A 24,824-nucleotide genomic window follows, 5' to 3' on the forward strand; every position below is an offset into this window, starting at 1 on the left:
AAAGTTCGCTAAGTTTAATTTTTTATGCCACTTTAATTTTACCTGTGACAGCGTCATTTATGAGTGTGGTTTTATATTCTTTTAACTTTTCTATTTGCTGATTCTTAATTTGAATCGCAAAATTTGTTTGTTGCTCAATGGCTTTAATCTGTTCAACTATTTTAAGTTGCTCTTCTAAAGGAGGAACAACGGTCACTAATTGTTTAAAGCCATCCCAATATAAGCGTTTACGGAAATCTGTAATGCCTTTGGAATAACGATCCATTTGTTGAATAAACTCAGGACAACGATACTGATATTCAAAAAACTCTGAATTGATCAAATCATTTGGTTTGGCAACAATATATGCAGGGCTAACCATTCCATCTACTGAAACTGCACCAATACCACCTTGCCAAGCTCGCATCATGTTAAAAGCGATATCGCCTTTTTTAACGAGAATATATTTAGATTTATCCTCAATTTTTACACGACCACGTACATTGTCTTCTTCGGAAATTTCTTCGTTCGAAACACCTGAATGAATTGAAACAGATAAAAGTGGCAACCCTTCTTTACCTTGTTCATTACGTTCTTTGAATATGGTTCTATTTGCTCTAATTTCCCAATGCTCAGGAATTTGACCAATCCATTCCACACCCGAATTTTTCATCGGTACATTTGGATCTAAACCCTGAGTCACTGCTTTTTGAATGACAATTTGCTTACGTTCATTCAATAAAGCAATTTGCTGTTCTTTAATGGCAATAGCTTGGTCAATTTCAGATGTTTTTTGATTTAGAAAACTTACTATTGCTTCTTGTTCATGCAAACTAGGCAATGCAAGCTTTTCATTTAAATACGAATTTGTATCTAAATTTTGTATACCAGTTGTCTGCTTAATGGATTGGTAATTAATATTATTTGCATACAAGGCTGCAAAAAAGTAATTTAAAAAATAACTATTTACATTACTTTTTGGTGTCATTTTAGCAACAAAATTAGATGTAAGTGCCTTATAGTTTTCATTGAAAAGAACCACACAACCAACTAATGTTTTGTCACCGCCACCTGATTTTTCAATTAGTAAATCACCTTTTTTCAAAAGGCGATTACCAATTTCTGATTTTTTGATATTGCGAAGTGTCAGTTTTGAGTTATCGATAACTAATTTATTTCTGTCAAAATCAGCAACACGTAAAACAACAATATCATCATTATTTTCTTTAGGATCACTCCCCCAAAGACCATTAAAACAACCATCAATTGATCTTTTTAATGAAAAAATATCCCAGTTACTTGGTATCGTACCCAACCATTCCACACCAGAATCTTTATAAGCATCATATTTCTTAAACATTTTGCTTCCCCTTAAAGACCCAAAATTTGTGCAATCAAACCATCCGCTTGTTTCTCAAGCGTTAAAATATCCTGAGCCACCTCTTCTAAAGAACGTAACGGCTTATGCTGGTAAAAATACTTATTAAAGCTAATCTCATAACCAATCTTCACAGAATCCAGATTAATCCATGCTTCAGCCACATGCGGTTTTACTTCATCTAAGAAATACTGATGAATCTGCTGTTTTAACGGCACAGATTCACTATCACGCAAATCGCTATTACTTTCATAAGCCGTGAACTCGCCTTTTTTCGCCGTTGCATAATAACCAAAGTCAGTCAAATCCGCTTCTGTACAACCTAAGTGTGCAAGCAAATCGGCAAGCTCAGCGTCATTCAGCTTCACGACTTTTTTCACCACTTTTTCTGCGTTTTCGTCATACCAACTGACCGCATTTAAAATGTTGTTCTTTTCAGAATTCGACAGCTTAATCTTTAACACTTTAATGGCTTCATCAACTTTTTTCTTAAACAAGTTAAAGTCTGAAAACTCATCTGTACCCACCTGTTGCATGATGCTTAAGGCATTGTCCAATGCTGTTTTTAAAGTATTCCAATGCTTCACATCAAACAACTTAGCTTGGGCTTTGTTGTTGAGGCTAATATCTTGATCTTCACACCACGCCAAGACCTCTTTTTTAACCGCATCAAGCTTGGCTTGGGTATAAATATCATCGCCATAGGTGCTATACATATATTCCATTGGCTCAGACAACGACTTATCAAAACGTAAGCCTTGTAAACGCTCTGCACTAAACTGCGCTCTACGGCGGTCTGGACGCTCAATATTGACCTTGTAATAACCAAAATCTTGGTTATCAAACACCTTGCTTGCAATACCGATAGGATCATTTTGCGCATCAAGCTGACGTTCTACATCTTGCCCTGCAAGATAAGTCTTCATAATTTCAGCAATATGTTCAGGTGCAAATTCACAGTTTTTATTGCCTAAGTTTTTACGCAACTTACGGAACATCAAACTTGCATCAATCAGTTGTACTTTGCCTTTGCGCTGTACTGGTTTGTTATTCGACAACAACCAAATATAGGTGGTAATACCTGTGTTATAGAACAAGTTATTTGGTAACTGCACAATCGCATTCAATAAGTCATTTTCGATGATATAACGACGAATATTACTTTCACCGCCACCTGCATCACCAGTAAATAAGCTAGAACCGTTATGAACTGAAGCAATACGACCACCAATGCCGTTATGCTCAGGCGATTTCATCTTATTGACCATTTCCATGAGGAATAAAAGCTGACCATCGCTTGAACGTGGTGTAGCATCACAGCTTTCTTCATTGCCCCAATAGTCTTTTAATTTCACGATGAAACGTGGATCAGTGACTTCAGAACCATCTTTAATGTTCTTTTGCTCAGATGCCCAGCTCTTACCATACGGCGGGTTTGAAAGCATAAAGTCAAACTTGGTGCCGACAAACTCATCTGTGGTGAGTGTTGAACCAACACGAATGTTTTCAGGGTTATTGCCCTTAATCATCATGTCTGACTTACAGATGGCATAAGTCTCGTCATTGATCTCTTTACCATACAGAATCACGTCACGGTTGCCATTTTCAACGCTATAACGCTCTTCAATAAAATTTTGTGCTTCGGTCAGCATCCCGCCCGAACCGCATGCAGGGTCATAGACGGTAATGGTTAAAGGTAACTTTTCTTGGATGGGGTCAAAGACAAAATGCGTCATTAACTCAATCACTTCACGCGGAGTAAAGTGCTCACCAGCCTCTTCGTTATTTTCTTCGTTAAATTTACGAATTAACTCTTCAAAGACATAGCCCATGCCTAAGTTGGTCAATGCAGGCAAGCGGTAGCCGTCTGGGTCAACTGCATCTTCAGGGGTTAAGTTAATGTACGGCGATAAGAACTTTTCAACTACATCTAACAGCACATTTTTATGTGACATATGGCGAATTTGTGTATAGAGGTTAAAGCATTGGATGATTTCTTTAACATTGGCACTAAAACCTTCTAAATACTCTTCAAAGTTCGCCAATAAAATTTCAGGGTTATTTGATGCTTTGGTATATAGCGAACGTAATGTCCACTTAGAGGTGTTATAGAACACATAGCCTGATGCTTCTTTCAGTGGCTCATCATCAAACTCGGTGAGTTCCATCTCGACCTGTTGATAGCGCACTTCTTCGAGTACTGCATCTTTAGTCGGCTCTAATAAGGTGTCCAAACGGCGTAATACCACCATCGGCAAAATCACATCACGATATTTACCACGTACATAGACATCTCGAAGACAGTCATCAGCAATCGACCAGATAAATGAAACCAATTTGTTATGTACTGAATGATCCATAGGAACCCAAATAAAGCATTATTTTTAAAGTTTGTATTTAACACTATTTTCAAGTAATTCGGCAGACTATATAGTGAATTCTTTAGGCTAATACGCCAAATGATGTCGCATAAAATTTCAAGAAACTAGAGGGTATCTCGTGGATTTAACACAGTTTAATTGTTCGATACTGAATAAGTTTGATCGAAAGCTTGAAGGAAATTTAGAACAACTGGTTAAAAAAGCGAATCACATCAAAGAAGATGTTATGCCTTTTGAATTAAAAGGCATGGTCTGTGAAGCATTAGGGCTTAAGGTATTGGATTACAATACTAGTCAAATGGCAGATCAAGGCGAAGAAATCAAAGTTACTTTTGCCTATATTTTGAAATGTTTGTCCCTATACCCCTTAAAAGAAGACATTTATAAAAATTGGAACAAACATGTTGAGCTATTCGATCAAGCGGAGTTAGCAGGTTTTTCAGAAGAAAGTATCGCTAAGTTGCATCGGTTTATACAGAGCATCGTCGTGACGGGGCAAGATCATGCTTATCTATCACAGGAAAAGATGAGCCAGCCTGTACACCTCATTATGTTACTGCTGATTCATCTAGATACCCTGATTACCCTAGACAGTAAATTTGCACCGCTCTGCTTTAATCAGCTATTCAAATTTAGGTATAAAAAACAAAAACCCTATGGCCCTTCAAGTAGCTTTTCCGATCTGCTCCTCTATTTGGTGGCTTCACATGCTAAAAATATACCACTAGAAAAAGTCCCATCGATGAGTTCGTTTGATCAATACTTAGATACTGAGTTGCTTGGTGAAGAATTTGAAACAAGCGATGATGTAGAAAATCCACGTCTTGCCAAAATACGCCAACTGATTAAAAAGATGCGAGCTGAAGATCGTTTTTGTTATCTAACCGATATAGATCAATTTGTAACAGTACCTTGTGAGATAGCCAAACTGTTTAGCGATGAAAAATATGAAAAGGTAGCCAAATCCAATGCACGCTTTCTTCTCTCTAGAACAATAACAGATGCCGATTATGTTGCCTTCAATGACATGAACGCACTATGGCTGATTTACTACTTCCAATTCCTCATCTACGAAGGACAAAAAACAAATCCTTCTGAGGTTTTACAAGGACTCAGCGCTACCCGTGAGTTTATAGATTTATGGAAAATGTTCTATGTGTCCAATGGCAAAAAGGCCACTTTTCAGTGGCCTCAACAGTTTAATGATATAGCGAAGATCACTTAGACATTATTGTAGCGACCTGAACCTGAGGGGTTGCTTGTTTTACTTGGCCACCCCGCCTTACCCAGTACTTCAAAGAAAAAATGAAGGATATTTTTATAGTCTTCTTCTGACAAAAAGGAAAAATGTTTTTCTGGCTTAGCAACTGAAAAATATTTTTTCTTATACAGCTTATATAGAGGACTAATTGGGCTTTCGTGTAAATTAATTATGAAGCACACTGGATCTGCAACTCTCTCTTCAACATCCACGTGTATACCTAACTGTTGAGCAGTTCTGAATACATTGACGACTCCTCCTAAACCAAGTTCAGGACGTGGATGCTTTAATAGAACAACCTCTTGCCCTAATATAACTTCCAACTCAGCAATACTGCTTACATGATAGTTTCGTGGATGATTAATGGCAGTAGAGCGATTCACATATACTCTAATTTCCATTTCCACCTCTAACCTGTGACAAATTGTTGTATCGACCACTGCCTGAAGGATTACCTGTCTTACTAGGCCAACCTCCTCCAAAGCGTAACTCCTCAAAGAAATCTACCGCATCCTCATAATCAATCTGCGACCACAAAGGATAGTCAGTATGAGATTTTCTAATCTGACGCCAGGCATTGTCCTCAAATGCACGCCCTGCACTTGGGTTAAAATTATGTTCAGGACGAATTAAAAAACTCCAATCGTCATCTTTTGTACCAATTTCAAGATCAATATTTAAAGCTTGCACTGTTCTAAAAACGTTGATGACACATCCTAAACCCAATGAATAGATCGGTTCTTTCAAAAGAACAACTGATTCACCTAAAATATGTTCAACTTCAGCCACAGTTTTAGGCTCGTACAGATATTTACCATTTGACTCTGAGATCAATAACTTTATTTGCATCTCAGCCTCTCAATTCTTAGGGGGGTTATTATCACGGCCACCGCCTGAAGGATTACCTGTCGTACTTGGCCAACCTGCTTTGCTCATTATGTTTCTCCTTCATTCATGTAGACTCAGCTTCGTCTCGAGCTGATATATCCATTATGGAAGAAATATTTTTTGATTTTGCCGGAAACAATTCATTTTAGATCAAAAAACATACAAATGTTATTTTTATGAATTATCCTTGCCATACTTGATAATTATTTTCTTTAGCATGTGTATAGGCCCACTCAGCAACCTTATGTGACCGCTCTTTATCCGTTAAAAAGCCAAGTACAGATATTCGATCTACAATAACCAAATCCTGTTCCTCATTCCTTTCCTGCCATTTCTGCAAGAACTCATCTGATGCAAGTAAATTACTTTTCTTAGAATTACAACTTGAATCGGCAAGCACAAAATTATGTCCTGTATCTGAAGGATACAAGGACCAAGGAATAAAATGATCGACCGCATAACTACCTTTTCTCATCTTCTTATTACAGTAGAAACATTTACATTCTTGTAGTTCTACCAACACACTGGCTACAGCATTCAGTTGGTTACGACTAGGTTCAAACATGAACTGTTCAAGGTTTGGTAACTGATTCAAGATTGGAGCATTCGTACTGTTCTTGCGGATATAGTCAATCCAGCGTTTCTGACATAACTCTTCAATAATTTCACTGAACTGTCGTAAGCAATACATGACTTGAGGTAAAAGAATGAGTTGCTTTCCACACTGGTCAAGCGGATACAAAAACTCAAAATTCTGACCATTAATGTTTTGCAAATAACGGACTGGCATTTTTTTTACAGTACATTCTACCTCTTTAAGTAGCGTCAACCATTCCTCTGAATCCCGCCTTAATAACTCCAGGGATGAATATATCTTCCGAAGCTTTATGATTTGATTCACAATCTCGGCTTGCTTATCATTGTTTTGATTCAAGATCAGCTGACCTTCATCATTAAAGGTATATGGCACAGCCTGCTTCCAATACAGCTCAATAAATTTTTCAGCAATATCGGTATATTCAAGTGCTAAGCCTTCACATGAGTCCTGCCCTTTCTCAATAGCCAATCGACTGAGACTAATCAATAACGCAAATTTATAAGTACTGCTAAAACTACCTGAACCGTACCGGGTTTGTCGGAGACCACTTTTCTTGAGAGAATGTCCCAATGACAAAACCAAAATATACCCCTGAAATCAGAGATAGAGCGGTTCAATTATTGATTGAATCTGAAAAAGATTATCCTTCTACTTGGGCTGCAATCACAGCAATTGCTCCCAAGATTGGCTGTACTCCTGAAACACTACGTTCCTGGCATCAAAAGCATTTAAATCAACACAATCCAATCAAAGTACAGCAGCTTTCAGACCAAGAACGCATTTTGTAGGATTTTACCGATCGCCCCTTCAACCTATTATCGGTCTTTAGATCTCGCGGACAATCAAGAACATCGAGCGAAACAAGATTTACATGACTTGCATCATGTGGAACAAATTAAACGAATTTGGAAGGAAAGTTCAGGTCGATATGGCGTACGTAAAGTTTGGCAAAAACTGAAACCAGAAGGTTATATTGTTGCACGCTGTACAGTTGCTCGATTGATGCAAAAGCTAGGTATACAAGGTGTTTGGCGTGGTAAGAACAAACAAACCACCCGTAGTCGAGATGATCAAAAACGAGCAGATGACTTAGTGAAACGTAATTTTAATGCTGATCATCCAGATCAGCTATGGGTCGCTGACTTCACGTATATCCAAACCCATTCAGGCTGGGTCTATACCGCCTTTATTATTGATGTGTTCTCACGAGCAATTGTTGGATGGAAAGTATCAATACGTATGAATACAGACATGGTCCTGGATGCATTGGAGTTGCATGACCGAGGTATGCCAAAGAATGTGATTCATCATTCCGATAGAGGTGTTCAATATCTTTCTATTCGCTATACCAATCGTTTAGAAGCAGCAAATTTACGAGCATCAGTCGGTACGACCGGTGATTCATACGATAATGCTTTGGCTGAAACGGTAAATGGATTATATAAAACAGAGGTGATTGAATATTTAAAAGCAGATTGGCAAGGTTTAGCGGATGTACAACTTGCAACATTAAATTGGGTAGATTGGTTCAATAAAGAGCGTGTACATAGTGCACTGGGCTATGTATCACCTTTTGATTTTGAAGCAATGTACTATGATAAAATTAACCCGTTAGGTCAGGTGGCCTAACTTAAATAAAAAAGTCTCCGACAAACCCGGTACGGTTCAGTACTTTGAATTATGTGAAGAAACCCCTTTCTCAGATGAGGTTCTGAAGCAATACAACCCATCCAATGAACGGATTCAACATGCCAATTACAAGATGGATTTAGAGATCGCTAAATTGAAACGATCTCTATGAATCACACATATAAAGCCTATAAGCCACGTGTAAATACACGTGGCTTATAGGCTTTTGAGACTTTTAAAGATTAATTTTTTTAATATCTCCATAAAGTTCTTTAGGCTGCTCCCAACTCACCTAATTTAGGTATTCCTAATAGTCTGCATTATCTCCATCCAACTCCACGTCTTTCATACGCCGTTCCATTTCGGCATTTATCTCATCTTCTAGCCCACCTGAATCAATATAACGTCTACGTGCTGCTATCCGCTCGGCTTCGGAAGCTAAACGTAACTGCTGTGCTTCATAGGCTTTATTATCATTTAGATCCTTCACACGCTTCGCATCATTTTCCTCTTTAAGATCTTCTAGTTGTGTGCCGTATAAGGACAATTCAAACTTAATACTCTCACGCCTATTAAAAGAAAAATCGTTATAGACTTCTAAAAGTTGGCATAAGGTATCCAATTTGTCGTTGAGTTGTTTCATCATCTGCTTGGTAAATTTTCTGCTGATTTCATCTGATGTTATGAGTGCATAAATCATCACAAACTCATCAGACAATCGATCTCCCAAATCGTTAATTACTGCCATCCTCTTTCGAGATTTTACAATGATCTCAGCCTGTCTTTTTCGCCGTACTTGTGCAGTCATAAGTAAATTTTCGATGTTAGCTTTTTCGCATTCTACGATTTCTTTAATGACATCCAAATCAGATATGTCACCACTTGCATTATCATGATTAAGATTATGTTTTTCATAATCTTCTTTACTATCTAAACACCCCTTAAAATTATTGTCTGACTCTAAGTTTTTGACGCCACGAATTAATTTTTTTAAGGTAGCGTCACTTTTTTTTAATAGAGAATCTGACCTTTCCCATCCTTCATGTTTAGCCTTATACGCTATAGCCTGATGCGAGGGGAAATCCTTGCAGTTCAGTTCATTTTGGACTAATTCTTTTAGGCGCTTATGGGGAATTTTAGGATTAGATTCATGAACCTGTCGAACGCAAAGCCAAAAGTCAGTACTGTACTTGTTGGGAGCGACTTTATTGATAATTTCATCTTCATACCTAATCCATCTTTCTCTTACTGCGCGGCGCTCTACAGTACGTTGTGATGGGAAAGTATCCAGATTAAATTTAATACAAATCTTACTTTTTATTGTTTCATAATTAGGATGAGCTCTTGATTCATAAAGCTTGCGAATCTCCGTCCATAATTCATTACCATAACGTTTACTGTTTATCTGATTTAAATCTGCTTTTTTAGTCATACATTAAACTTTTTTTTGAATCATTTTGAATGACAAGATTGTGAGACACTTTATTGAATCGGATGATCCATCAAACACATGTGTACAATCTAATAGATAAATCAAAACGAAAAATGAGAAGAAAAGTCGACGAGCTTGTTAATTTCATCCAGGTTAAATGACACTCTAATTTTTTCAGGTGAATTATTAGAGTGCCTAGTAAGAATAGCTGTCGACCCATTTGTTGATTTTGCAAACTTAATATGTATTCTGAATTTGCGCTAAAATTTACATCCGTTTCAAACGAAAATCTTCAGTATCAATTTGTATGTCAGAATATAGATGTGACAAGAATCGTGAACAAGTTCGGCTATCCATATATTCAAGTACCTGATTTGCTTTTAGGTTAGAAGTAATAATTGTACTTTTTTGATTTTCATGCCTACGGTAAATAATTTTATTGATAATTTCAGCTTTTTTACCCATGTCGTCATAACCTAGATCATCAATAACTAAAAGATCTATTTCCGTATATTCCTTTAAAACATCTTCTTCATTCAAATCAGGATTTTTCCAAGTAGCAATAACTTTATTTGCCAATCCAAATGAAGTTGAATAACAAACAGAGTTCCTAAAATGTTTTAGTTCATAGCAATACTTTAAAATACCTACAGCAATATGTGACTTTCCAACTCCAGTTGGCCCAGTAATTATAAGATTTAAATGATTTTTCTTTTCTACTATTTGCTCCATATATCTCTTTGCAAGAGCTACCATTTTTTCATCTTCTTCGTCATTAATAAGAAAATTGTTTAAATCCTTATTTTTCAAATCTATAGGTATTTGAGCATTTTTAATTTTCATACTTAGTAAGTTCTTTAGTGAAACTTCCTTATATTGATTGCCCCTATTTTTCATGCTTTCTGATATACATTTGTTACACACCAATCTCCATTTAAGAACTAATTCTTTCTTGCATTCATGTTTTTCACAGTAATCAAGTTCATTTAACATATTCATCTCCTTAATTACTTCTTTTTTTTGCTAAAATTGAAGTGACATCATCAGCACGCCCCCACGGAGCATTGACGTCTACTTTTTTATTTAATGTTTTTTTGGTTTGATTATGTTTATTTATATTGGGATCGCCCCTCGATAAAATCGCATAATCATCTATATGTTTTTGTGAGCGAATCATTGCTTTTAAAACATGACTTTCTAAAGTTTTAGATGTTGGATTTAATATTTTTAAACATTGTAAGGCTTCTTCTAAATCAGCTAATAACTCAGAACTATCGATTGATACATTCCAACGTTTTTCATTACCTTTATTCGCATCTAACGAAGCATTTAACTTTATTAACCATGCTTCCAAAGCTCTTTTTGCAACATATGGGTGATAATATCGCCCATCTGAAGCTAATACCCATTTAGAAAGAACTTTCTCTTCTATTTTCCCCCATTTTTGTCCTACACCAGAAAAATATTTTAGAAGCACATCATCATTAGGAAGACTAGAACAAGGAATTTGATGCCAACTTTTGAGCAATAAATTAAGAAATGCAACTTTTTCGACATAACTAAATGAAATCCATTCATGGCTTGATAAAAAATTATTTACTTCAATTGCAAGATAAGGAAATGATGTTAGATCACACTTAGGTGGTACTAGAGGTGGTACTACTAGATTTGGCACTAGAGGTGAGATATTTTTCATTATTTACCTCCCTCATTGTTACAGATATCTTTTATATCTTTTAATTTCCACCTTAAACGATTTCCAATTTTTATAGGCTGGATTGGCCCGCTACCATCCATTGCCCACTTACGCAATGTTTGAGGTTTTAACTCGAAAATTTGGGCTGTTTGATTAGTTGTGAGTAATGCTAAATCATTAATCTCATCAATATTTAAATCATAACTATTCATAAAAATTTACCAACAACGTAAAGAAGTTATAAATAGTTTTGGTGAAAAATTAAGATAAGTAAAAAGATAAATATAAGAATAAATATATTTATAATATTTTATATTATCATATACTTATATAAATTAATTTATAACTCCACACACCTAAAGGATAATTATCCTTTTTCTGCAAATTGATTTTTATTTTTTAATATTTTTCTTACAGCTTTCCATGCATTAGCAAAATTATGGTCAATGTCTGCAAAGTGAAGAGTAAATTCTTTATCCGAAATGCTTTTACGAACTTTATCTTTTATTCCGTGCTTACCCTGTGGTTTATCATCTAAAAGAGCCTGATCTTCTTTACTTAAATCTTTATAAATTTTAATTAAAAATTCCTGACGCGCTTGTGTAGAGGTCGTACTTTTTTGTGGGTAAATATTTTGGTAACGATTAATTATTAAGAGAAATTTTTTGATTTTTACTATTGGAATAAAAAATTCAGCGGACTTTGAAGCAAACTGTTGCCATGATCCCAAATCATTTCGTTCAGCAAAACTTTCCTTCACAAGAAAATCTAAAAATTCACCCGTGATTGGATTTGGAAGCATTTCTGTTTCAATAATAATATTTTTCTCTGGTGAGGACATCTCACTTTTAAGGACTAGTAAAATAGACCGATAATATTTAATTATCTCTGCTTCAGAAAGTTGATCTACTTTATTTGACTCTCCTTGAATTTTTCTAAGTATTATTTGTAAAGCTGTATATACAGGCACTTTGGACAAACGTGTACTTAAACTTAAATAAGAAATTGAATCATTAATCTCTTGTCTTTCTATTTCTAGAATTCTTTCTTTATTTACATATATTTCTTGGGGATTTTGCAACCCAAAAGGATCATTCATATTGCTACCTATGCGCTACCTTTTTTATTTTAATTAAAAAACCACTTAGGATTAGTACACCTAAGTGGTTGTTTTATATGGTGGGCCCAGACAGACTTGAACTGTCGACCAACGGATTATGAGTCCGCTGCTCTAACCGACTGAGCTATAGGCCCTATATTGTTGCAAAACCATTATATTCAATAGTTTGGCTGTGCAGCAATACTATCTAACATTTCCCTATTGAGCAAGTATTTTTTGCTTGTAGACGCATAGTAGACGCTAGAAAATATTGTGCTATATTGCTAAATATTGCAATTGATTGCGATTCTAGCGATGTCATCTCAAAGAGTAAAGCTAACAAAGACATTTATTGATCAACTCGAACTGATGCCTGCTATCTACAGAGACAGTGACCTCATTGGCTTTGCTATTCGGGTAAATAATACCTATAAAACCTATATTGTTGAGAAAAAAGTCCTTGGTAGGACTGTACGCTCAACAATTGGTCTACATGGAAATTTAACCCTAGCCCAAGCACGTCATATAGCCAGAGATAAACTTGCGCTGATGGCTCAGGGCATCAATCCAAATGAAGTTAAAAGAAAAATTATTGCTGAAGAAAAATTAAAATTAGATTTACTCAAAATTAAACCAACATTAAAACAAGCATTTGAGCATTACCTTTTATATAAAACCCTTAAGCCTAGAACAATTAAAGACTACACTATGGTTGTTGATAACTATCTAAAGGATTGGAATGACATAACACTGGATAAAATCTCCAGATCTATGATTCAAGCAAAACATTCTGAATTGTCACAACGAAGTTTGGCTCAAGCAAATATGGCGATGCGTGTTTTCCGAGCTATCTATAATTACTCAGTTGAGCATTATCGAGATGAAAATGACCAATCTATTTTGGATCAAGATAATCCGATAAATACACTGAATGCTAAAAAAGCTTGGAATAAAATTCGCAGCCGTAAAACCTATATTCATCAAGATCAACTCCCTGAATGGATCAAAGCCGTATTTGAATATACAGACCGAGGTCAACAGCTAGAAACCAATCGAGATTTTTTACTGACCTTAATTCTGACAGGATTCAGACGTGAAGAATGTGAATCTTTAACTTGGTCCAATATCGACTTAAAGTATGGTCGAATCACCTTAGTAGATGCAAAGTATCGTGAACCATACATTTTGCCTATGGGCGATTTTCTATTTACCCTCATGACAAAACGTTATGATCAAGCCACAAATGAATGGGTATTCCCTTCTGCCAAATCCACCTCTGGTCATATTGTAAATATTTCCAAAGTACGCCAGAAAATTAATAAATCCTGTGGCATTGAGTTCAGCTTCCATGATTTGCGTAGAACCTTTGGCGCTATTGCAGAAAACCTGGGCTATGATCAGTACACAATTGATCGCCTCCTAAATCACATTAATGATGATCGAGATAGAACAAGAGACTTTGTTCAAGTCAGCGACAGAAAATTAAGAGAAGCAATGAATACTATTGAAGATATTATTTTAGGTGATTACAAAAAAAGTTGAACGAAGGATACAGCTACCTTTTCTTCGCACCAAATGATAGTAAGCGAGTTACTGTTGATATGGAAAATATAGAAATTATGTTTCTATGTTACGAATAATTCTAACTCGGAGACATCCTCAGAATAGACAGCAAACAATCGGTTGATGATTTTCGCCCTTCTATTCATGTAAAAAACCATCAAATGATGGTTTTTTACGAATGAAAAAGTGACTTCCTATAGCGAGATTCGGAGACTGCTTTATAATTTCTTCCAAGTCATCATTGTCGTAGTGTTATCAGACTTTGACTTGCCGAAAACCTTCATTTGTTCACCAGTATTACTTAGGTCCGCATTAATAATATAAACAAGACCATTTTGTGGGTTAACCCATACCCCATTATTAAATTTATTTTTTGACGTTGCCTGCATATTAGTGAGGATTTCCAAACCAAACAAATATTTATTTTTTAAGGCTCCTGTACACTTCGTACAAACATCAGTGGCTGCCGTACCAGGTAATGCATACGACTTAGTGATGGCTGCACTATATTGTTGAGTTTTAGAATTCTTACGAATTGCAATTTCTGTAATGTAATTTCCTGATTTATCGTCAATTACCTTCCATGAGCCTAATAGTTGATCAACAGGCATTGCTGCTAAAAATTGAGTTGAACCTAACAATAAAGTCGAAGCAAATAAAATTCTAAATTTCATAAAATTGTCATATATTAAAAAGCCTCGGGATTATAGCAAAGCACATCCTCGATAGAATTATTATTTTAAATCATATGCATAGTTTGCTGAAATCGTATACAGCTTCGTTTTTTTGAATTTTTATAGATCTGCTTGAGCTTGTCATAGCGTATAGGAATTGCTCTAAATTAATTAGTGCTTGCAAATGCTGTATTAGTTTTTTACTCCCTGTTCTCACTCAAAAATTTCGAGTCATGTCCGAAAGATGAAATTCCATAACCATGAAAAGTACATAACCCAAACTCAACTTCACTCATTCATAAGAGCATAAATGATATGCGGTAGAGTCTGGGTTATGTCTAACGAATTACCAACCTAGCTGTTTATTCAAAGTAGCAGCATCGTAGTAGTCACCTTGATAAACAATTTTGTCGTTTTTAACACGAACAAAACTTACACCCTCAAAGTTAATTGGCTTATTTGTTGCTGGCGTATCTTTGCTCCATGCACCAGTGTTATTCCCTGTAAAGCGCCATTGGAAAGAAATACCATCTTTACTCACAATTGGAGCACTCGTCATTTCCCATTTCAAATTAGGCACAGCATTAATAAATACACTGATGACATTATCTCGTGCTGCCACTTGCCCTTTTTGTGGTGTGCCTACCGTAGCATCATAAAATACACCATCTTTAGCAAAATAAGAGGCTGCTTTGTTGGCATCATGTTGATTCCAAGCTTGCATATATGATGTAACGATTTGCTTAGGTGGTACAGCTGCATGAACAACTGTGACACCAGCCATCGCAGGAACTAAAATAAGCGCTTGTAAAATATTTTTCATGTATATTCCCTTCTGAAAAAATATGTTAATAAATGATGATTGCAGGTGCATCATGCGGAAAATTAATCTTCGTAAGCACTCATCACATGTTTAATACGGGTATATTCTTCAAAGCCGTAGCTTGATAAATCTTTGCCATAACCTGACTTTTTAAAACCGCCATGTGGCATTTCAGCAGTAAGCGGAATATGGGCATTGACCCAAACCGTACCAAAATCTAAATCGCGGCTAAAACGCATACTACGGCTGTGATCATTGGTCCAAACACTTGAAGCAAGACCAAATTCAACATCATTGGCTTTGTCTAATGCGTCTGCTTCATCTTTGAAGGTTTGAATCGTCACAATTGGTCCAAAAATTTCATTTTGAATGGCTTCATCGTGCTGTTCTAAACCACAAATGATGGTCGGCTCGAAATAGAAACCAGAGTACTGAGTCACTTGTTTACCACCTGTGACAATTTTGGCATGCGCTGGTAAGCGATCTAAAAAGCCTTTTACATGTACAAGCTGATGTTGGTTATTAAGTGCGCCAAATAAAGCTGTTTCGTCATCTGGCAAACCGCAATGAATTTGCTTGGTTTTAGCAACCATTTTTTCCACAAATTCATCAAAAATACTTTCTTGGACTAAAACTCGTGCTGCTGCGGTACAGTCTTGTCCTGCATTAAAGAAACCCGCTACGCTGATTGCATCTGTTGCTTTTTCTAAGTCAGCATCTTCAAATACCAGTACAGGTGCTTTGCCACCAAGTTCCAAATGCGCTTTTGCTAAATTACTTGCAGCAGAGGCAGCAACTTGAAGTCCTGCACGCACTGAACCTGTAATTGAAACCATTGCAGGTACTGGATGTGAAACAACTTTTGAACCTGCATCTGCCAAACCTAAAATGACGTTAATGGCACCTTTAGGGAAAAACGGAGCTGCAATTTCAGCAAGTTGTAAAGTACTATTTGGGGTGGTGTCACTTGGCTTTAATACAACGGTATTACCAGCAGCTAAAGCAGGCGCAATTTTCCAAACTGCCATTAATAATGGGTAGTTCCATGGTGCAACTTGGCCTACCACACCAATAGGTTCACGACGGATACTTGAAGTAAAACCATCTAAATACTCAGCAGTTGCCTTCCCTTCTAAGCAACGAGCCGCACCCGCAAAAAAACGGATATGATCAACAGATGTTTTTATTTCTTCTGCGGCGATCATGTGTTTAAGCTGACCTGTTTCTATACTTTGCGTCTCTACCAGTTGTTCTGCATTTTTTTCTAATGCATCCGCAAAGTCCAATAATGCCTTTTGACGCATTGAAGGTGTTGAACGTCTCCAAACTTTAAATGCAGCTTTTGCGCAATCGTAGGCATAATCTACATCTTGCTGTGTCGCATTTGGCGATTGTGCATAAATCTGACCGTTCACAGGGCTAATTAAATCAAAGAATTCAACCCCTGTTGTTTGAACAAATTCACCGTTAATAAAATGCTTTAATTGTTTAACGTGCATTTGAACAAATCCATTCGCCTGTCCTAAATTTTCACCAATATGTAGGTCTGTCATGCAATTTCCTTATTCAGCAATTTAAATAAAATATCTATCTATTCACCACAACTGCTTATTTATTATTTATGATTTTTTTTGTCAAGAATATTTTAAACACAAGCTAAGACAAACCTATCCTAAAATTATAATTAATATACTTACATTTTTTCATTTTAACTTTACATTTTTATTTTAACTTTACATTTTTACATAATGTAAATTTACTTCAATATATTGATTTATTTAAGTTTAATTAAAAAAATAAAATAAAACAATCAACAAACATTATATAAAAAACAACATAATAATACGGCAAAAAAATTATTTTAAAAAAAATTGGCTCCTGCTCCAATTAATAAATTGGCTCTCGTTTGTAATTATAAAAAAAGACAAATTAGACTACGTAGATGTATAGTGATTTGAACCTTTAATATCAGGGAATAAATGATATTAGACCTCAAATCATAGAAAATGGATTTCATTTAAAATCAGGAAATTTTATTGATCTTCATCAAAGGATTAAATTTTCTAGATTCAAATTGAAAACCTTTTATACCCAAAATATTCCACGCTCCCAAAACAGGATTGGGAAAATTTTAATACTTAGGTATTGAACTTTATTGCTAAATAAGGAAATTGCATGAATGACCTTCCTATAGGTGAAAATGTAGGACAAGAAACGAGTTCTTCGTCTGTCCAAAATTCACAATTCGAACGATCAATTGGATTGATCTCTAATTTCTCACTTGGTTTTACCTATTTATCGCCTTTAACTGCTGTTTACTCACTCTTTGCCCTCGCGATTACACTTGCTGGCCCTCCATCAATTTGGTGGATTATGATTGCTGCTTTTGGTCAATTATTAGTTGCAATCGTATTTGGTGAAACAGCTTCACAATACCCTATTACAGGTGGACTTTATCCTTGGGCTAGACGCCTATGGGGGAGAAAATATGCATGGATGGCTGCATGGGTTTACCTTTGGGCATTGGTCGTAACTGTGACTTCTATTGCTGAATATAGTGCAGGATTTGTTGCCTCATTATTCCAATATGAACCAACAGCAATGAATTGCTTACTCACGACCATCGTATTGTTAATCTTATGTATGGTTGTGAACATGTCTGGCACCAAAAACCTAGCACGTGTTGCTCGAATTGGCTTCTGGTGTGAAATTGTGAGCGTAATCGCATTGGGAATCTACTTATTGATTTTCCATCGTGCTCAACCGTTCTCTATTGTATTTGACACTATGGGCGTTCTTGCACAAGATGGTTCATACACCACAGCTTTCTTCTCTGCTTCGCTACTTGGCTTATTCATGTTCTTTGGTTTTGAAGCCTGCGGTAACGTCGCTGAAGAAGTCAAAAATCCAAGCCGCCAAATTCCAGTGGCAATGATTTTGAGTATTGTATTCGGTTGTATCTCTGCAATGGTTTCAGTATTAGGCTATTTACTTGCATCACCAAACTTACAAGCAATTGTAAATGGTCAAGTAACTGATCCTATTCCATTTATTTTACGTGATGCATTAGGTACGCATGGCGCAAATCTGTTTATTGTGATTGCCATTATTGCGATGCTCTCTTGTATCTTGTCTTTACAAGCTGCATTAAGCCGTCTTTTGTTCTCGTTCGCACGCGACCAAATGCTGCCTGGTAATAAATGGATTGCAAAATTATCGAAGCAAAATGTACCTGATAATGCAATGATTCTAAGCTGCTTATTGCCTTTAATTTTCTGTGTTGTGGTGTATTTCTCACCCGATAACTTGGCGCGAATCACTGCCTTTGCTGTCATCGGTATTTATGTTTCTTTCCAAATGGTTGTATTTGCTGCGCTGAAAAACCGCTTAAAAGGCTGGAAACCTGCGGGCGAGTGGAGTGTCGGTGCTTGGGGCTTGCCAATCAATGCTCTTGCTCTGGCATATGGTGTAGTTGCAATTTATCTACTTGCTCAACCTGCCGATGTCCCTTCTTTCTTTGACCGTTGGATTGTACTGATTGGTTTAGGTTTCGTAATTGTAAGTGGCCTGCTCTACATGTTTATTGCAAAACCTTATGGCAAATCACAAGCACCTGAAAATGATGCTATTGCACATGCGGCTGAACTACGCCAAAAACGTAATGCAGCTTAATTCTTCTTCATAAGAAGCAAGGTAAATCCATCATTCAACCGTAAAACTTGTCTTTATAGCGTGTTGAAAACACATGTTCAGAGCGTGGTAGCTAAAGAAATGAGTTCTTTGAATACTGCGCTCTATAGACATTTATACCTTATTTACAGCTTTTTAAGTCATGGATGACTTTTCCAAATGATTTAAAACGATTTACAGGTTTTAATACATGGACAATCGCAGTATTAACATTCGCAAACTCACATTAGCGCAAGTCATTATTGTGGGTATTGCTTATATGACCCCAATGACTGTTTTTGACACTTTTGGGATTGTGTCGGACATTACCAATGGTCGAGTTCCTCTCGCCTACTTGTTTGCCCTCTTCGCTATGTTACTCACAGCATTCAGTTATGCCCGATTAAGCCAGCAAACTGAGCGCCCTGGTTCTGCCTATACCTACACCGCTGAAAGTTGTGGAAATTCAGCAGGTTTCTTTGTTGGATGGTGTTCATTATTAGACTACATTCTGCTGCCTTTAATTAATGCCTTATTGGCTGGAATTTATCTACATGCCTTAATGCCAACAATACCTTATGCGGCATGGGTATTTGTTGCGGCAGGATTGGTCACTTTAGTAAATTGTTTTAGAATTCATATCCTTGCAAACCTTTCCCTCCTCTTTGTATTCGTACCATTAATCTTACTTGTCGTTTTTATATATCTGGTGATTAGTGGCATTGGTTCTAATGGATATGAGCATGTACTAACTTTAAAACCATTATTTAATGGTGATACCAGCATTGTGCCATTAATTACGGGCGCATCTATTCTGTGTTTCTCATTTTTAGGTTTTGATGCTGTAACAACGTTATCTCACGAAACTAAAGATCCCAAAAAAACCATTCCTCGCGCTGTCATGTTGACCACATTATTGGGAGGATTTATTTTCATTTCGGCATCATGGTTTATTCAGCTTTACTTCCCTGATAACGCCCGTTTTAAAGACCCAGAAGCGGCTTTACCAGAAATTGCTTTATATGTAGGCGGTGCCTTATTCCAAGCATTATTTTTGGTTGGACAAATCATGAATACTGTTGCCTCTGGATTAGCTTCTCATGCTAGTGCAGCACGCTTAATTCATATCATGGGTCGCGATGGTATTTTCCATAAAGGCATTTTTGGTTCTGTGAACCATAAATTAGGTACTCCTTTATATTCTGTGCTCACGATCGGTATGGTTTCTATGACAGCGATGTTTTTAGATTTATCTACTGTTCTGAATTTAATCAGTTTTGGTGCCTTAATTGCATTTACGGCTGTGAACTTCTCTGTATTTATGAAGTTTTATATCCATGAAAAACAACGTTCAGGCTTTAAATCCTTCTTCTTAAATCTTTTTTTACCCGCGTTATCAGTACTATCCCTCGTTGCAATGTGGCTCAATCTTGAGTCCAGTGCACTACATTTTGGTCTCGGCTGGCTAACTGTGGGTATCGTGTTGTTTGTGTATAAGAAAGTTCGCAAACAAAGCATCGTCCTGAGCAATGCTTAAGCTTATTTACCAAATTTAAAAAAGAGAGTTCCATATGTCTATCGAAGTGACTAAACCCATTTTACTCAACGATGTCACATTTAAAGCCAGCCAATATCAACAAACTGGTAAAGAATGGAACTGGATTGCAGCTTCACGCGGTCAGTTCGAACATCCTGCCAACTACTATGAAAGTTCATTGCAAGATTGGCATACTTTTGATGTACTGAATACAAATATCGAGTGTGATGTGCTTGTGATAGGAGGTGGACTATTAGGAACCTCGACCGCACTGCATTTGGCAGAACAAGGTGTAGATACGGTACTGGTTGAAAAAAACCGCATTGGTAGTGCCGCTTCTGGGCGTAATGGTGGACAACTCACTCCTGGCTTGGCACGCTGGGAGGCCGAGACCATGGCAGAGCACTTCAGTTTTGCAGATGCAAAAAAATTGTGGCACTTTACCTCTACAGAAGCGATGTCATTAATTGACAACATTAGTGAAAAATATGACCTGAGTTTGCAACGCAAACGCGGTCATATCACGGCTGCGGTTCATTCAGGACATTTAGATGCTTTACGTGAAGGTATGCAAGCACGTGAATATTTAGAAGAAAAAAATACGTCCATGCTTAGTCAGGATGAATTGCGTACGCATATTCGTTCTGAAAATTATTTTGGTGGCTTGTTGGATCATCTCGGTGGTCATATTCACCCCCTAGCATTGACCCGCGGTTTGGCTTATGGTTTTTGTCAAAATGGTGGCAAAATTTATGAACAAACGGAAGTAAAGTCTATTCAAGAGCGTGGTGATGGTATCTATGTCACCACATTAAATGGCGTAATTAAAGCTCGTAAAAGTGTGGTGATGGCAGTACATCATGCTTCTTTCACGTTATTGGAAGAACGTAAACAAACTACCATTCCATTTTATACCTATGTGTGTACGACAGCGCCACTCGAACTTGATTTGAAAGCGTTACTCCCGACGGATATGCCAGTCTATGATACACAATTCCAAATTGACTATTACCGTGGTGTTTCTCAAAACCGTTTATTATTTGGGGGTGAAGGCACAGGTTCTTGTTGGGATGCACAGCAAACACACGACTATTTGCTGGGACGTATTAAACATGTCTTCCCGCAATTAAAGCAGGTTGAAATTGACTTTGTTTGGAGTGGTAAAACCGACTTAACCGTGAATGGTGCAACCGATAGCCGTAAGTCTGGCAATAAATTTCCAATTTATGCGGTGCACGGTTGGAGTGGTCATGGTGTGGCGCAAACTGTACGTATCGGTAAAGCCATTGCCGACGATTTCTGTGGTCAATCGGATGACTTTGAAATGCTGACCAAAATTCAGCACATCAATATTCCGATGGGTCGTACCTTAGCACCGATTGTGATTCCAATTGCCAAAAGTATGTATGGCATTGGAGCCATGATTAATCCAGGGAAAATGGTGTCGTTCTAATTCATTTTAAGATCAGTTCAAAGGCTGCCTATGTGCAGCCTTTTGATTTAAAGAGTTGCACATCATGCTCTTCTGTAAAAAGCTCATCTATTAATTTACTTAATTATCCTCAACGGAACTTATCAAAACGATAAGACTCAAAAATTAAAATAGACATTTTTTAATTATAGCCTTAAGGTTTAACCGATTTCTTTTTTCGATAATCTAAATAAAACTCAATTGAAGACCAAATGACAACCAATAAAAAAAAGAAAAATACCAACAGAAAAGCGGAAAAATACATCATCTTGTTCAATCCTAAACTTGCTTTGGTAAAACGAAAGATATCTAGTGAAGTCCCATTTCATCTACGACAAAAGTCTAATATGGTTTAAATGTAATGAATAGTGATTTTTCCAATAAATTAAGACTTTTTTTCAATGAGTTAATAAGTAAAATCAATAAATAAGCTAATTTATTGGCATAAGCACAACACCATTACAAAATAGAAAAAGATCAAATATACATTTGTATTTTATATACGCAATTACATCATTCCAGCCATTGACCTTATTTTGAAATAGGCAGACATTAGCAAGCTTGATTAACCCCAAAACATTAAGATCCGCTATGTTAAAAAAAATGATTGGCGAATCCGCATTTAAACTTGCGGGCTGGCAATATCACGTAGAACCGAATACCCTCGAAAACAAACAAGTAATTGTAGGTTTTGAGCACACATCAATGATGGATGCTGTTTTATCTCTTGCCTTATTCCAAATTTACGATATTAAAATTCATACACTTATCAAAAAGGAATTGTTCAAAGGTCCTTTAAAACCCTTGTTAGAAGCGATTGGTGGCATCCCTGTCGACCGCAAATCGAACCAAGACATTGTGGGACAAATGGTCGACCTATTTGCCTCTCATGAAAAATTTAATTTGGTAATTGCGCCTGAGGCAACGCGAGCCAAAAATGGCGAAGCACGCAAACCTATCCGTACAGGCTTTTGGCATATTGCTAAAGCTGCCAATGTGCCTATTGTATTGATGTATGCCAATTCTCAAACCAAACAAGGCGGTATTTTTGGCAAAATTTATCCTACTGAACTACACCATGACCTTGCTTTAATGCAAAAACTGTATAAAGAAAATGTGGGATTGGAAATTATTATTCCTGAACCCAAATAGCACCGTTCAATTGTTTAAAAACTCAAACTTAAGCCCTTTCTCTGAAAAAAGGGCTTATGGTAGAATCTGCTCAATTTGATTTGGCATAAAGCCAATCTACAAGGAGCATATTTCGCATGGCGGGTCATTCCAAGTGGGCTAATACTAAGCATCGTAAAGCAAAACAAGATGCGAGCCGCGCTAAAGTATTCACAAAATTTATTCGTGAAATCGTTACAGCTGCCCGTTTAGGCGGTGGTGATGTTGCATCTAATCCACGTTTACGTGCTGTCGTTGAGAAAGCATTAGTCGCAAATATGACACGTGATACGATCAACCGTGCAATCCAGCGTGGTGTTGGTGGTGAAGAAAATGCTGATTTAAAAGAGGTCACTTACGAAGGTTATGGCGTGGGTGGTGTTGCGGTCATTGTAGAAACAATGACTGACAACTTAAACCGTACTGTGCCAGATGTTCGTCACTGTTTTTCTAAAACTGATGGTAACTTAGGTACCAATGGTTCAGTGGCATTCTTGTTTACTAAACGTGGCGAAATTACTTTTGAAGATGTTTCTTTAGAAGATAAAATTATGGATGTCGCTTTAGAAGCAGGTGCGGAAGATATTGAAGTGACTGAAGATGAAATCCTAGTCATTACTACACCTGAATCGTTTGGTGATGTACAGGATGCTTTGACTGCTGCTGGCTTAAAATCTGACAATGCTGAAGTCGTGATGAACCCTTCAACTAAAGCATTGATTTCTGATATCGATCAAGCGAAAAAAATCGTGAAAATGATTGATATGTTTGAAGACTTAGATGACGTGCAAAACGTTTATACAAACGTTGAATTTACAGAAGAAGTTTTAGCTCAGCTAGATGAATAATCTTTCAAGAAATAAAAAAACGCGCTGATAAGCGCGTTTTTTTATTGATGAATACACAGGGTATTGCTTATATCAGCGATTAAACTGACATTAAAATTTGGAAAGTTTAAACCTTATTCAACAAACCACGACAGTTAAATACATTGTATTCCTTAATGACAAAACTCGAATGTAAAGCAACAACGTGCTCAATTTTACCAATTCGATTGAGAAGAATTTGACTGTAATTTTCCATATCACGTGCAATCACTTCCACAATAAAATCTGCGGACTGCCCGGTGACTAAAAAAGCATTAATCACTTCTGGAATACTTTCCAATTCTTCTAAAAATTTGGAAAAGGTATCGGTATCGTGCTTACTTAAAGAAACTTGCAGTAATACATGTAAGCTAAAACCCAGTTTTTGATAATTGATGTCTCGACGTACATTGGTCATGACATTGGTATCAATCAAATGTTTAATACGGCGATGAACTGAGCTGACCGAAAGATTAATTCGCTCTGACAGTTCATTCAGATTCACATCTTCATGGGTTAATATTTCCAGAATCTGTTTGTCAAAGCGGTCTAATTCCATCACTGGCTCCAAGATAAAATAATAAAATACAGATAAGAACACATGTAAGAATTATTTGAATTATGCAAGATACGTGTTCAATATCTAAGACGATTATTTCGTTTATTCCACTAAAAATAAAGTCATGCATACTAGATATTTTTATCAGGCA

General features: G+C 36.7%; 21 protein-coding genes, 1 tRNA gene and 2 pseudogenes. 9 read left to right on the top strand and 15 right to left on the bottom strand.

The annotated features are described in order from the left end of the window. Window positions 1-22 precede the first annotated feature (22 nt). Both F4W09_RS03580 and F4W09_RS03585 read right to left on the bottom strand, forming a co-directional pair. Window positions 23-1,339, bottom strand: coding sequence for a restriction endonuclease subunit S (locus F4W09_RS03580; RefSeq protein ID WP_151504051.1), 1,317 nt, complete (start codon window positions 1,337-1,339; stop codon window positions 23-25). Between the two features lie 11 nt (window positions 1,340-1,350). Beyond that, entirely contained in the window at window positions 1,351-3,717 is a 2,367-nt protein-coding gene (locus F4W09_RS03585) for a type I restriction-modification system subunit M (RefSeq protein ID WP_151504052.1), read from the bottom strand. Window positions 3,718-3,856: 139 nt separating this feature from the next. Between F4W09_RS03585 and F4W09_RS03590 the strand changes: the two genes are divergently transcribed. Beyond that, window positions 3,857-4,963 carry a hypothetical protein gene (locus F4W09_RS03590; protein ID WP_151504053.1) on the top strand — a complete coding sequence of 369 codons (1,107 nt, stop codon included), beginning with the start codon at window positions 3,857-3,859 and terminating at the stop codon, window positions 4,961-4,963. Here the strand turns inward: F4W09_RS03590 and F4W09_RS03595 are convergent. The 3 genes from F4W09_RS03595 to F4W09_RS03605 all read right to left on the bottom strand — a co-directional run bounded on the left by F4W09_RS03595 (window position 4,960) and on the right by F4W09_RS03605 (window position 7,055). Then, window positions 4,960-5,400 carry a hypothetical protein gene (locus F4W09_RS03595; RefSeq protein WP_151504054.1) on the bottom strand — a complete coding sequence of 147 codons (441 nt, stop codon included), beginning with the start codon at window positions 5,398-5,400 and terminating at the stop codon, window positions 4,960-4,962. The genes F4W09_RS03590 and F4W09_RS03595 overlap by 4 nt on opposite strands. Then, window positions 5,390-5,848, bottom strand: coding sequence for a hypothetical protein (locus F4W09_RS03600; RefSeq protein ID WP_151504055.1), 459 nt, complete (start codon window positions 5,846-5,848; stop codon window positions 5,390-5,392). The genes F4W09_RS03595 and F4W09_RS03600 overlap by 11 nt, the downstream gene beginning before the upstream one ends. Window positions 5,849-6,068: 220 nt before the next feature. After that, window positions 6,069-7,055 (bottom strand): DUF8808 domain-containing protein, encoded by a 987-nt coding sequence (locus F4W09_RS03605; protein WP_244948542.1) that lies wholly within the window; start codon window positions 7,053-7,055, stop codon window positions 6,069-6,071. On the opposite strand from F4W09_RS03605, the pseudogene F4W09_RS03610 reads away from it, so the two are divergent. Continuing rightward, a pseudogene (locus F4W09_RS03610) lies at window positions 7,055-8,114 on the top strand (IS3 family transposase). The gene F4W09_RS03605 and the pseudogene F4W09_RS03610 sit on opposite strands and share 1 nt — an antisense overlap. A 37-nt stretch (window positions 8,115-8,151) precedes the next feature. Further along, window positions 8,152-8,286 (top strand): annotated as a pseudogene (locus tag F4W09_RS17500) (IS481 family transposase); the annotation flags it as partial. 135 nt (window positions 8,287-8,421) lie between these two features. Here F4W09_RS17500 and F4W09_RS03620 read toward each other — a convergent pair. From F4W09_RS03620 to F4W09_RS03645, 6 genes are all read right to left on the bottom strand, one after another. Then, entirely contained in the window at window positions 8,422-9,546 is a 1,125-nt protein-coding gene (locus F4W09_RS03620) for a hypothetical protein (protein ID WP_151504057.1), read from the bottom strand. A gap of 267 nt (window positions 9,547-9,813) precedes the next feature. Next, the gene (locus F4W09_RS03625) at window positions 9,814-10,539 is read right to left on the bottom strand and encodes an ATP-binding protein (protein ID WP_171492391.1); all 726 of its coding nucleotides are present in this window, start codon (window positions 10,537-10,539) and stop codon (window positions 9,814-9,816) included. Window positions 10,540-10,549: 10 nt separating this feature from the next. Further along, complete coding sequence (locus F4W09_RS03630; RefSeq protein WP_151504059.1) at window positions 10,550-11,242, bottom strand: DUF1376 domain-containing protein; 693 nt, start codon at window positions 11,240-11,242, stop codon at window positions 10,550-10,552. Further along, window positions 11,242-11,454, bottom strand: a complete 213-nt coding sequence (locus tag F4W09_RS03635; protein ID WP_151504060.1) for a helix-turn-helix transcriptional regulator — start codon at window positions 11,452-11,454, stop codon at window positions 11,242-11,244. Before F4W09_RS03635 ends, F4W09_RS03630 begins: the two co-directional genes overlap by 1 nt. Window positions 11,455-11,609: 155 nt before the next feature. Further along, window positions 11,610-12,341, bottom strand: coding sequence for a hypothetical protein (locus F4W09_RS03640; protein WP_151504061.1), 732 nt, complete (start codon window positions 12,339-12,341; stop codon window positions 11,610-11,612). 78 nt (window positions 12,342-12,419) lie between these two features. After that, a tRNA-Ile gene (locus F4W09_RS03645) sits at window positions 12,420-12,496 on the bottom strand. A gap of 160 nt (window positions 12,497-12,656) precedes the next feature. Between F4W09_RS03645 and F4W09_RS03650 the strand changes: the two genes are divergently transcribed. Continuing rightward, window positions 12,657-13,883, top strand: a complete 1,227-nt coding sequence (locus F4W09_RS03650) for a site-specific integrase (RefSeq protein ID WP_151504062.1) — start codon at window positions 12,657-12,659, stop codon at window positions 13,881-13,883. 239 nt (window positions 13,884-14,122) lie between these two features. Here the strand turns inward: F4W09_RS03650 and F4W09_RS03655 are convergent, their stop codons facing one another. The 3 genes from F4W09_RS03655 to F4W09_RS03665 form a co-directional block, all read right to left on the bottom strand. After that, the gene (locus tag F4W09_RS03655) at window positions 14,123-14,578 is read right to left on the bottom strand and encodes a DUF2147 domain-containing protein (RefSeq protein ID WP_016167542.1); all 456 of its coding nucleotides are present in this window, start codon (window positions 14,576-14,578) and stop codon (window positions 14,123-14,125) included. 346 nt (window positions 14,579-14,924) lie between these two features. Next, window positions 14,925-15,401, bottom strand: coding sequence for an ester cyclase (locus tag F4W09_RS03660; protein ID WP_044739491.1), 477 nt, complete (start codon window positions 15,399-15,401; stop codon window positions 14,925-14,927). Window positions 15,402-15,463: 62 nt separating this feature from the next. Next, on the bottom strand, window positions 15,464-16,900 hold the full coding sequence (locus tag F4W09_RS03665; RefSeq protein ID WP_151504312.1) for a gamma-aminobutyraldehyde dehydrogenase: 1,437 nt from the start codon (window positions 16,898-16,900) through the stop codon (window positions 15,464-15,466). Window positions 16,901-17,576: 676 nt separating this feature from the next. Here F4W09_RS03665 and F4W09_RS03670 point away from each other — a divergent pair. The 5 genes from F4W09_RS03670 (at window position 17,577) to F4W09_RS03690 (ending at window position 24,096) form a co-directional block, all read left to right on the top strand. Continuing rightward, window positions 17,577-19,073, top strand: coding sequence for an APC family permease (locus F4W09_RS03670; protein ID WP_151504063.1), 1,497 nt, complete (start codon window positions 17,577-17,579; stop codon window positions 19,071-19,073). Window positions 19,074-19,281: 208 nt separating this feature from the next. After that, window positions 19,282-20,607, top strand: a complete 1,326-nt coding sequence (locus F4W09_RS03675; protein WP_151504064.1) for an APC family permease — start codon at window positions 19,282-19,284, stop codon at window positions 20,605-20,607. 34 nt (window positions 20,608-20,641) lie between these two features. After that, window positions 20,642-22,060, top strand: coding sequence for an NAD(P)/FAD-dependent oxidoreductase (locus F4W09_RS03680; RefSeq protein WP_171492392.1), 1,419 nt, complete (start codon window positions 20,642-20,644; stop codon window positions 22,058-22,060). 609 nt (window positions 22,061-22,669) lie between these two features. Beyond that, on the top strand, window positions 22,670-23,230 hold the full coding sequence (locus F4W09_RS03685; protein WP_044739488.1) for a 1-acyl-sn-glycerol-3-phosphate acyltransferase: 561 nt from the start codon (window positions 22,670-22,672) through the stop codon (window positions 23,228-23,230). A gap of 116 nt (window positions 23,231-23,346) precedes the next feature. Beyond that, entirely contained in the window at window positions 23,347-24,096 is a 750-nt protein-coding gene (locus F4W09_RS03690; RefSeq protein WP_016167535.1) for a YebC/PmpR family DNA-binding transcriptional regulator, read from the top strand. 106 nt (window positions 24,097-24,202) lie between these two features. On the opposite strand, the gene F4W09_RS03695 is transcribed toward F4W09_RS03690, so the two are convergent. Then, window positions 24,203-24,673, bottom strand: coding sequence for an Lrp/AsnC family transcriptional regulator (locus F4W09_RS03695; protein WP_016167534.1), 471 nt, complete (start codon window positions 24,671-24,673; stop codon window positions 24,203-24,205). Between the last annotated feature and the right edge of the window lie 151 nt (window positions 24,674-24,824).

The sequence above is a fragment of the Acinetobacter tandoii genome (assembly GCF_008867985.1).
In the GTDB taxonomy this organism is placed as follows: Bacteria; Pseudomonadota; Gammaproteobacteria; order Pseudomonadales; family Moraxellaceae; genus Acinetobacter; species Acinetobacter tandoii.

Bases quoted from the DNA above. Each gene is read 5' to 3' on its own strand.
- F4W09_RS03620 (WP_151504057.1), bottom strand. From the start codon at position 9,546: ATGACTAAAAAAGCAGATTTAAATCAGATAAACAGTAAACGTTATGGT.
- F4W09_RS03585 (WP_151504052.1), bottom strand. From the start codon at position 3,717: ATGGATCATTCAGTACATAACAAATTGGTTTCATTTATCTGGTCGATT.
- F4W09_RS03580 (WP_151504051.1), bottom strand. From the start codon at position 1,339: ATGTTTAAGAAATATGATGCTTATAAAGATTCTGGTGTGGAATGGTTG.
- F4W09_RS03685 (WP_044739488.1), top strand. From the start codon at position 22,670: ATGTTAAAAAAAATGATTGGCGAATCCGCATTTAAACTTGCGGGCTGG.
- F4W09_RS03675 (WP_151504064.1), top strand. From the start codon at position 19,282: ATGGACAATCGCAGTATTAACATTCGCAAACTCACATTAGCGCAAGTC.
- F4W09_RS03595 (WP_151504054.1), bottom strand. From the start codon at position 5,400: ATGGAAATTAGAGTATATGTGAATCGCTCTACTGCCATTAATCATCCA.
- F4W09_RS03650 (WP_151504062.1), top strand. From the start codon at position 12,657: ATGTCATCTCAAAGAGTAAAGCTAACAAAGACATTTATTGATCAACTC.
- F4W09_RS03655 (WP_016167542.1), bottom strand. From the start codon at position 14,578: ATGAAATTTAGAATTTTATTTGCTTCGACTTTATTGTTAGGTTCAACT.
- F4W09_RS03680 (WP_171492392.1), top strand. From the start codon at position 20,642: ATGTCTATCGAAGTGACTAAACCCATTTTACTCAACGATGTCACATTT.
- F4W09_RS03665 (WP_151504312.1), bottom strand. From the start codon at position 16,900: ATGCACGTTAAACAATTAAAGCATTTTATTAACGGTGAATTTGTTCAA.
- F4W09_RS03635 (WP_151504060.1), bottom strand. From the start codon at position 11,454: ATGAATAGTTATGATTTAAATATTGATGAGATTAATGATTTAGCATTA.
- F4W09_RS03625 (WP_171492391.1), bottom strand. From the start codon at position 10,539: ATGTTAAATGAACTTGATTACTGTGAAAAACATGAATGCAAGAAAGAA.
- F4W09_RS03600 (WP_151504055.1), bottom strand. From the start codon at position 5,848: ATGCAAATAAAGTTATTGATCTCAGAGTCAAATGGTAAATATCTGTAC.
- F4W09_RS03640 (WP_151504061.1), bottom strand. From the start codon at position 12,341: ATGAATGATCCTTTTGGGTTGCAAAATCCCCAAGAAATATATGTAAAT.
- F4W09_RS03630 (WP_151504059.1), bottom strand. From the start codon at position 11,242: ATGAAAAATATCTCACCTCTAGTGCCAAATCTAGTAGTACCACCTCTA.
- F4W09_RS03690 (WP_016167535.1), top strand. From the start codon at position 23,347: ATGGCGGGTCATTCCAAGTGGGCTAATACTAAGCATCGTAAAGCAAAA.
- F4W09_RS03660 (WP_044739491.1), bottom strand. From the start codon at position 15,401: ATGAAAAATATTTTACAAGCGCTTATTTTAGTTCCTGCGATGGCTGGT.
- F4W09_RS03695 (WP_016167534.1), bottom strand. From the start codon at position 24,673: ATGGAATTAGACCGCTTTGACAAACAGATTCTGGAAATATTAACCCAT.
- F4W09_RS03670 (WP_151504063.1), top strand. From the start codon at position 17,577: ATGAATGACCTTCCTATAGGTGAAAATGTAGGACAAGAAACGAGTTCT.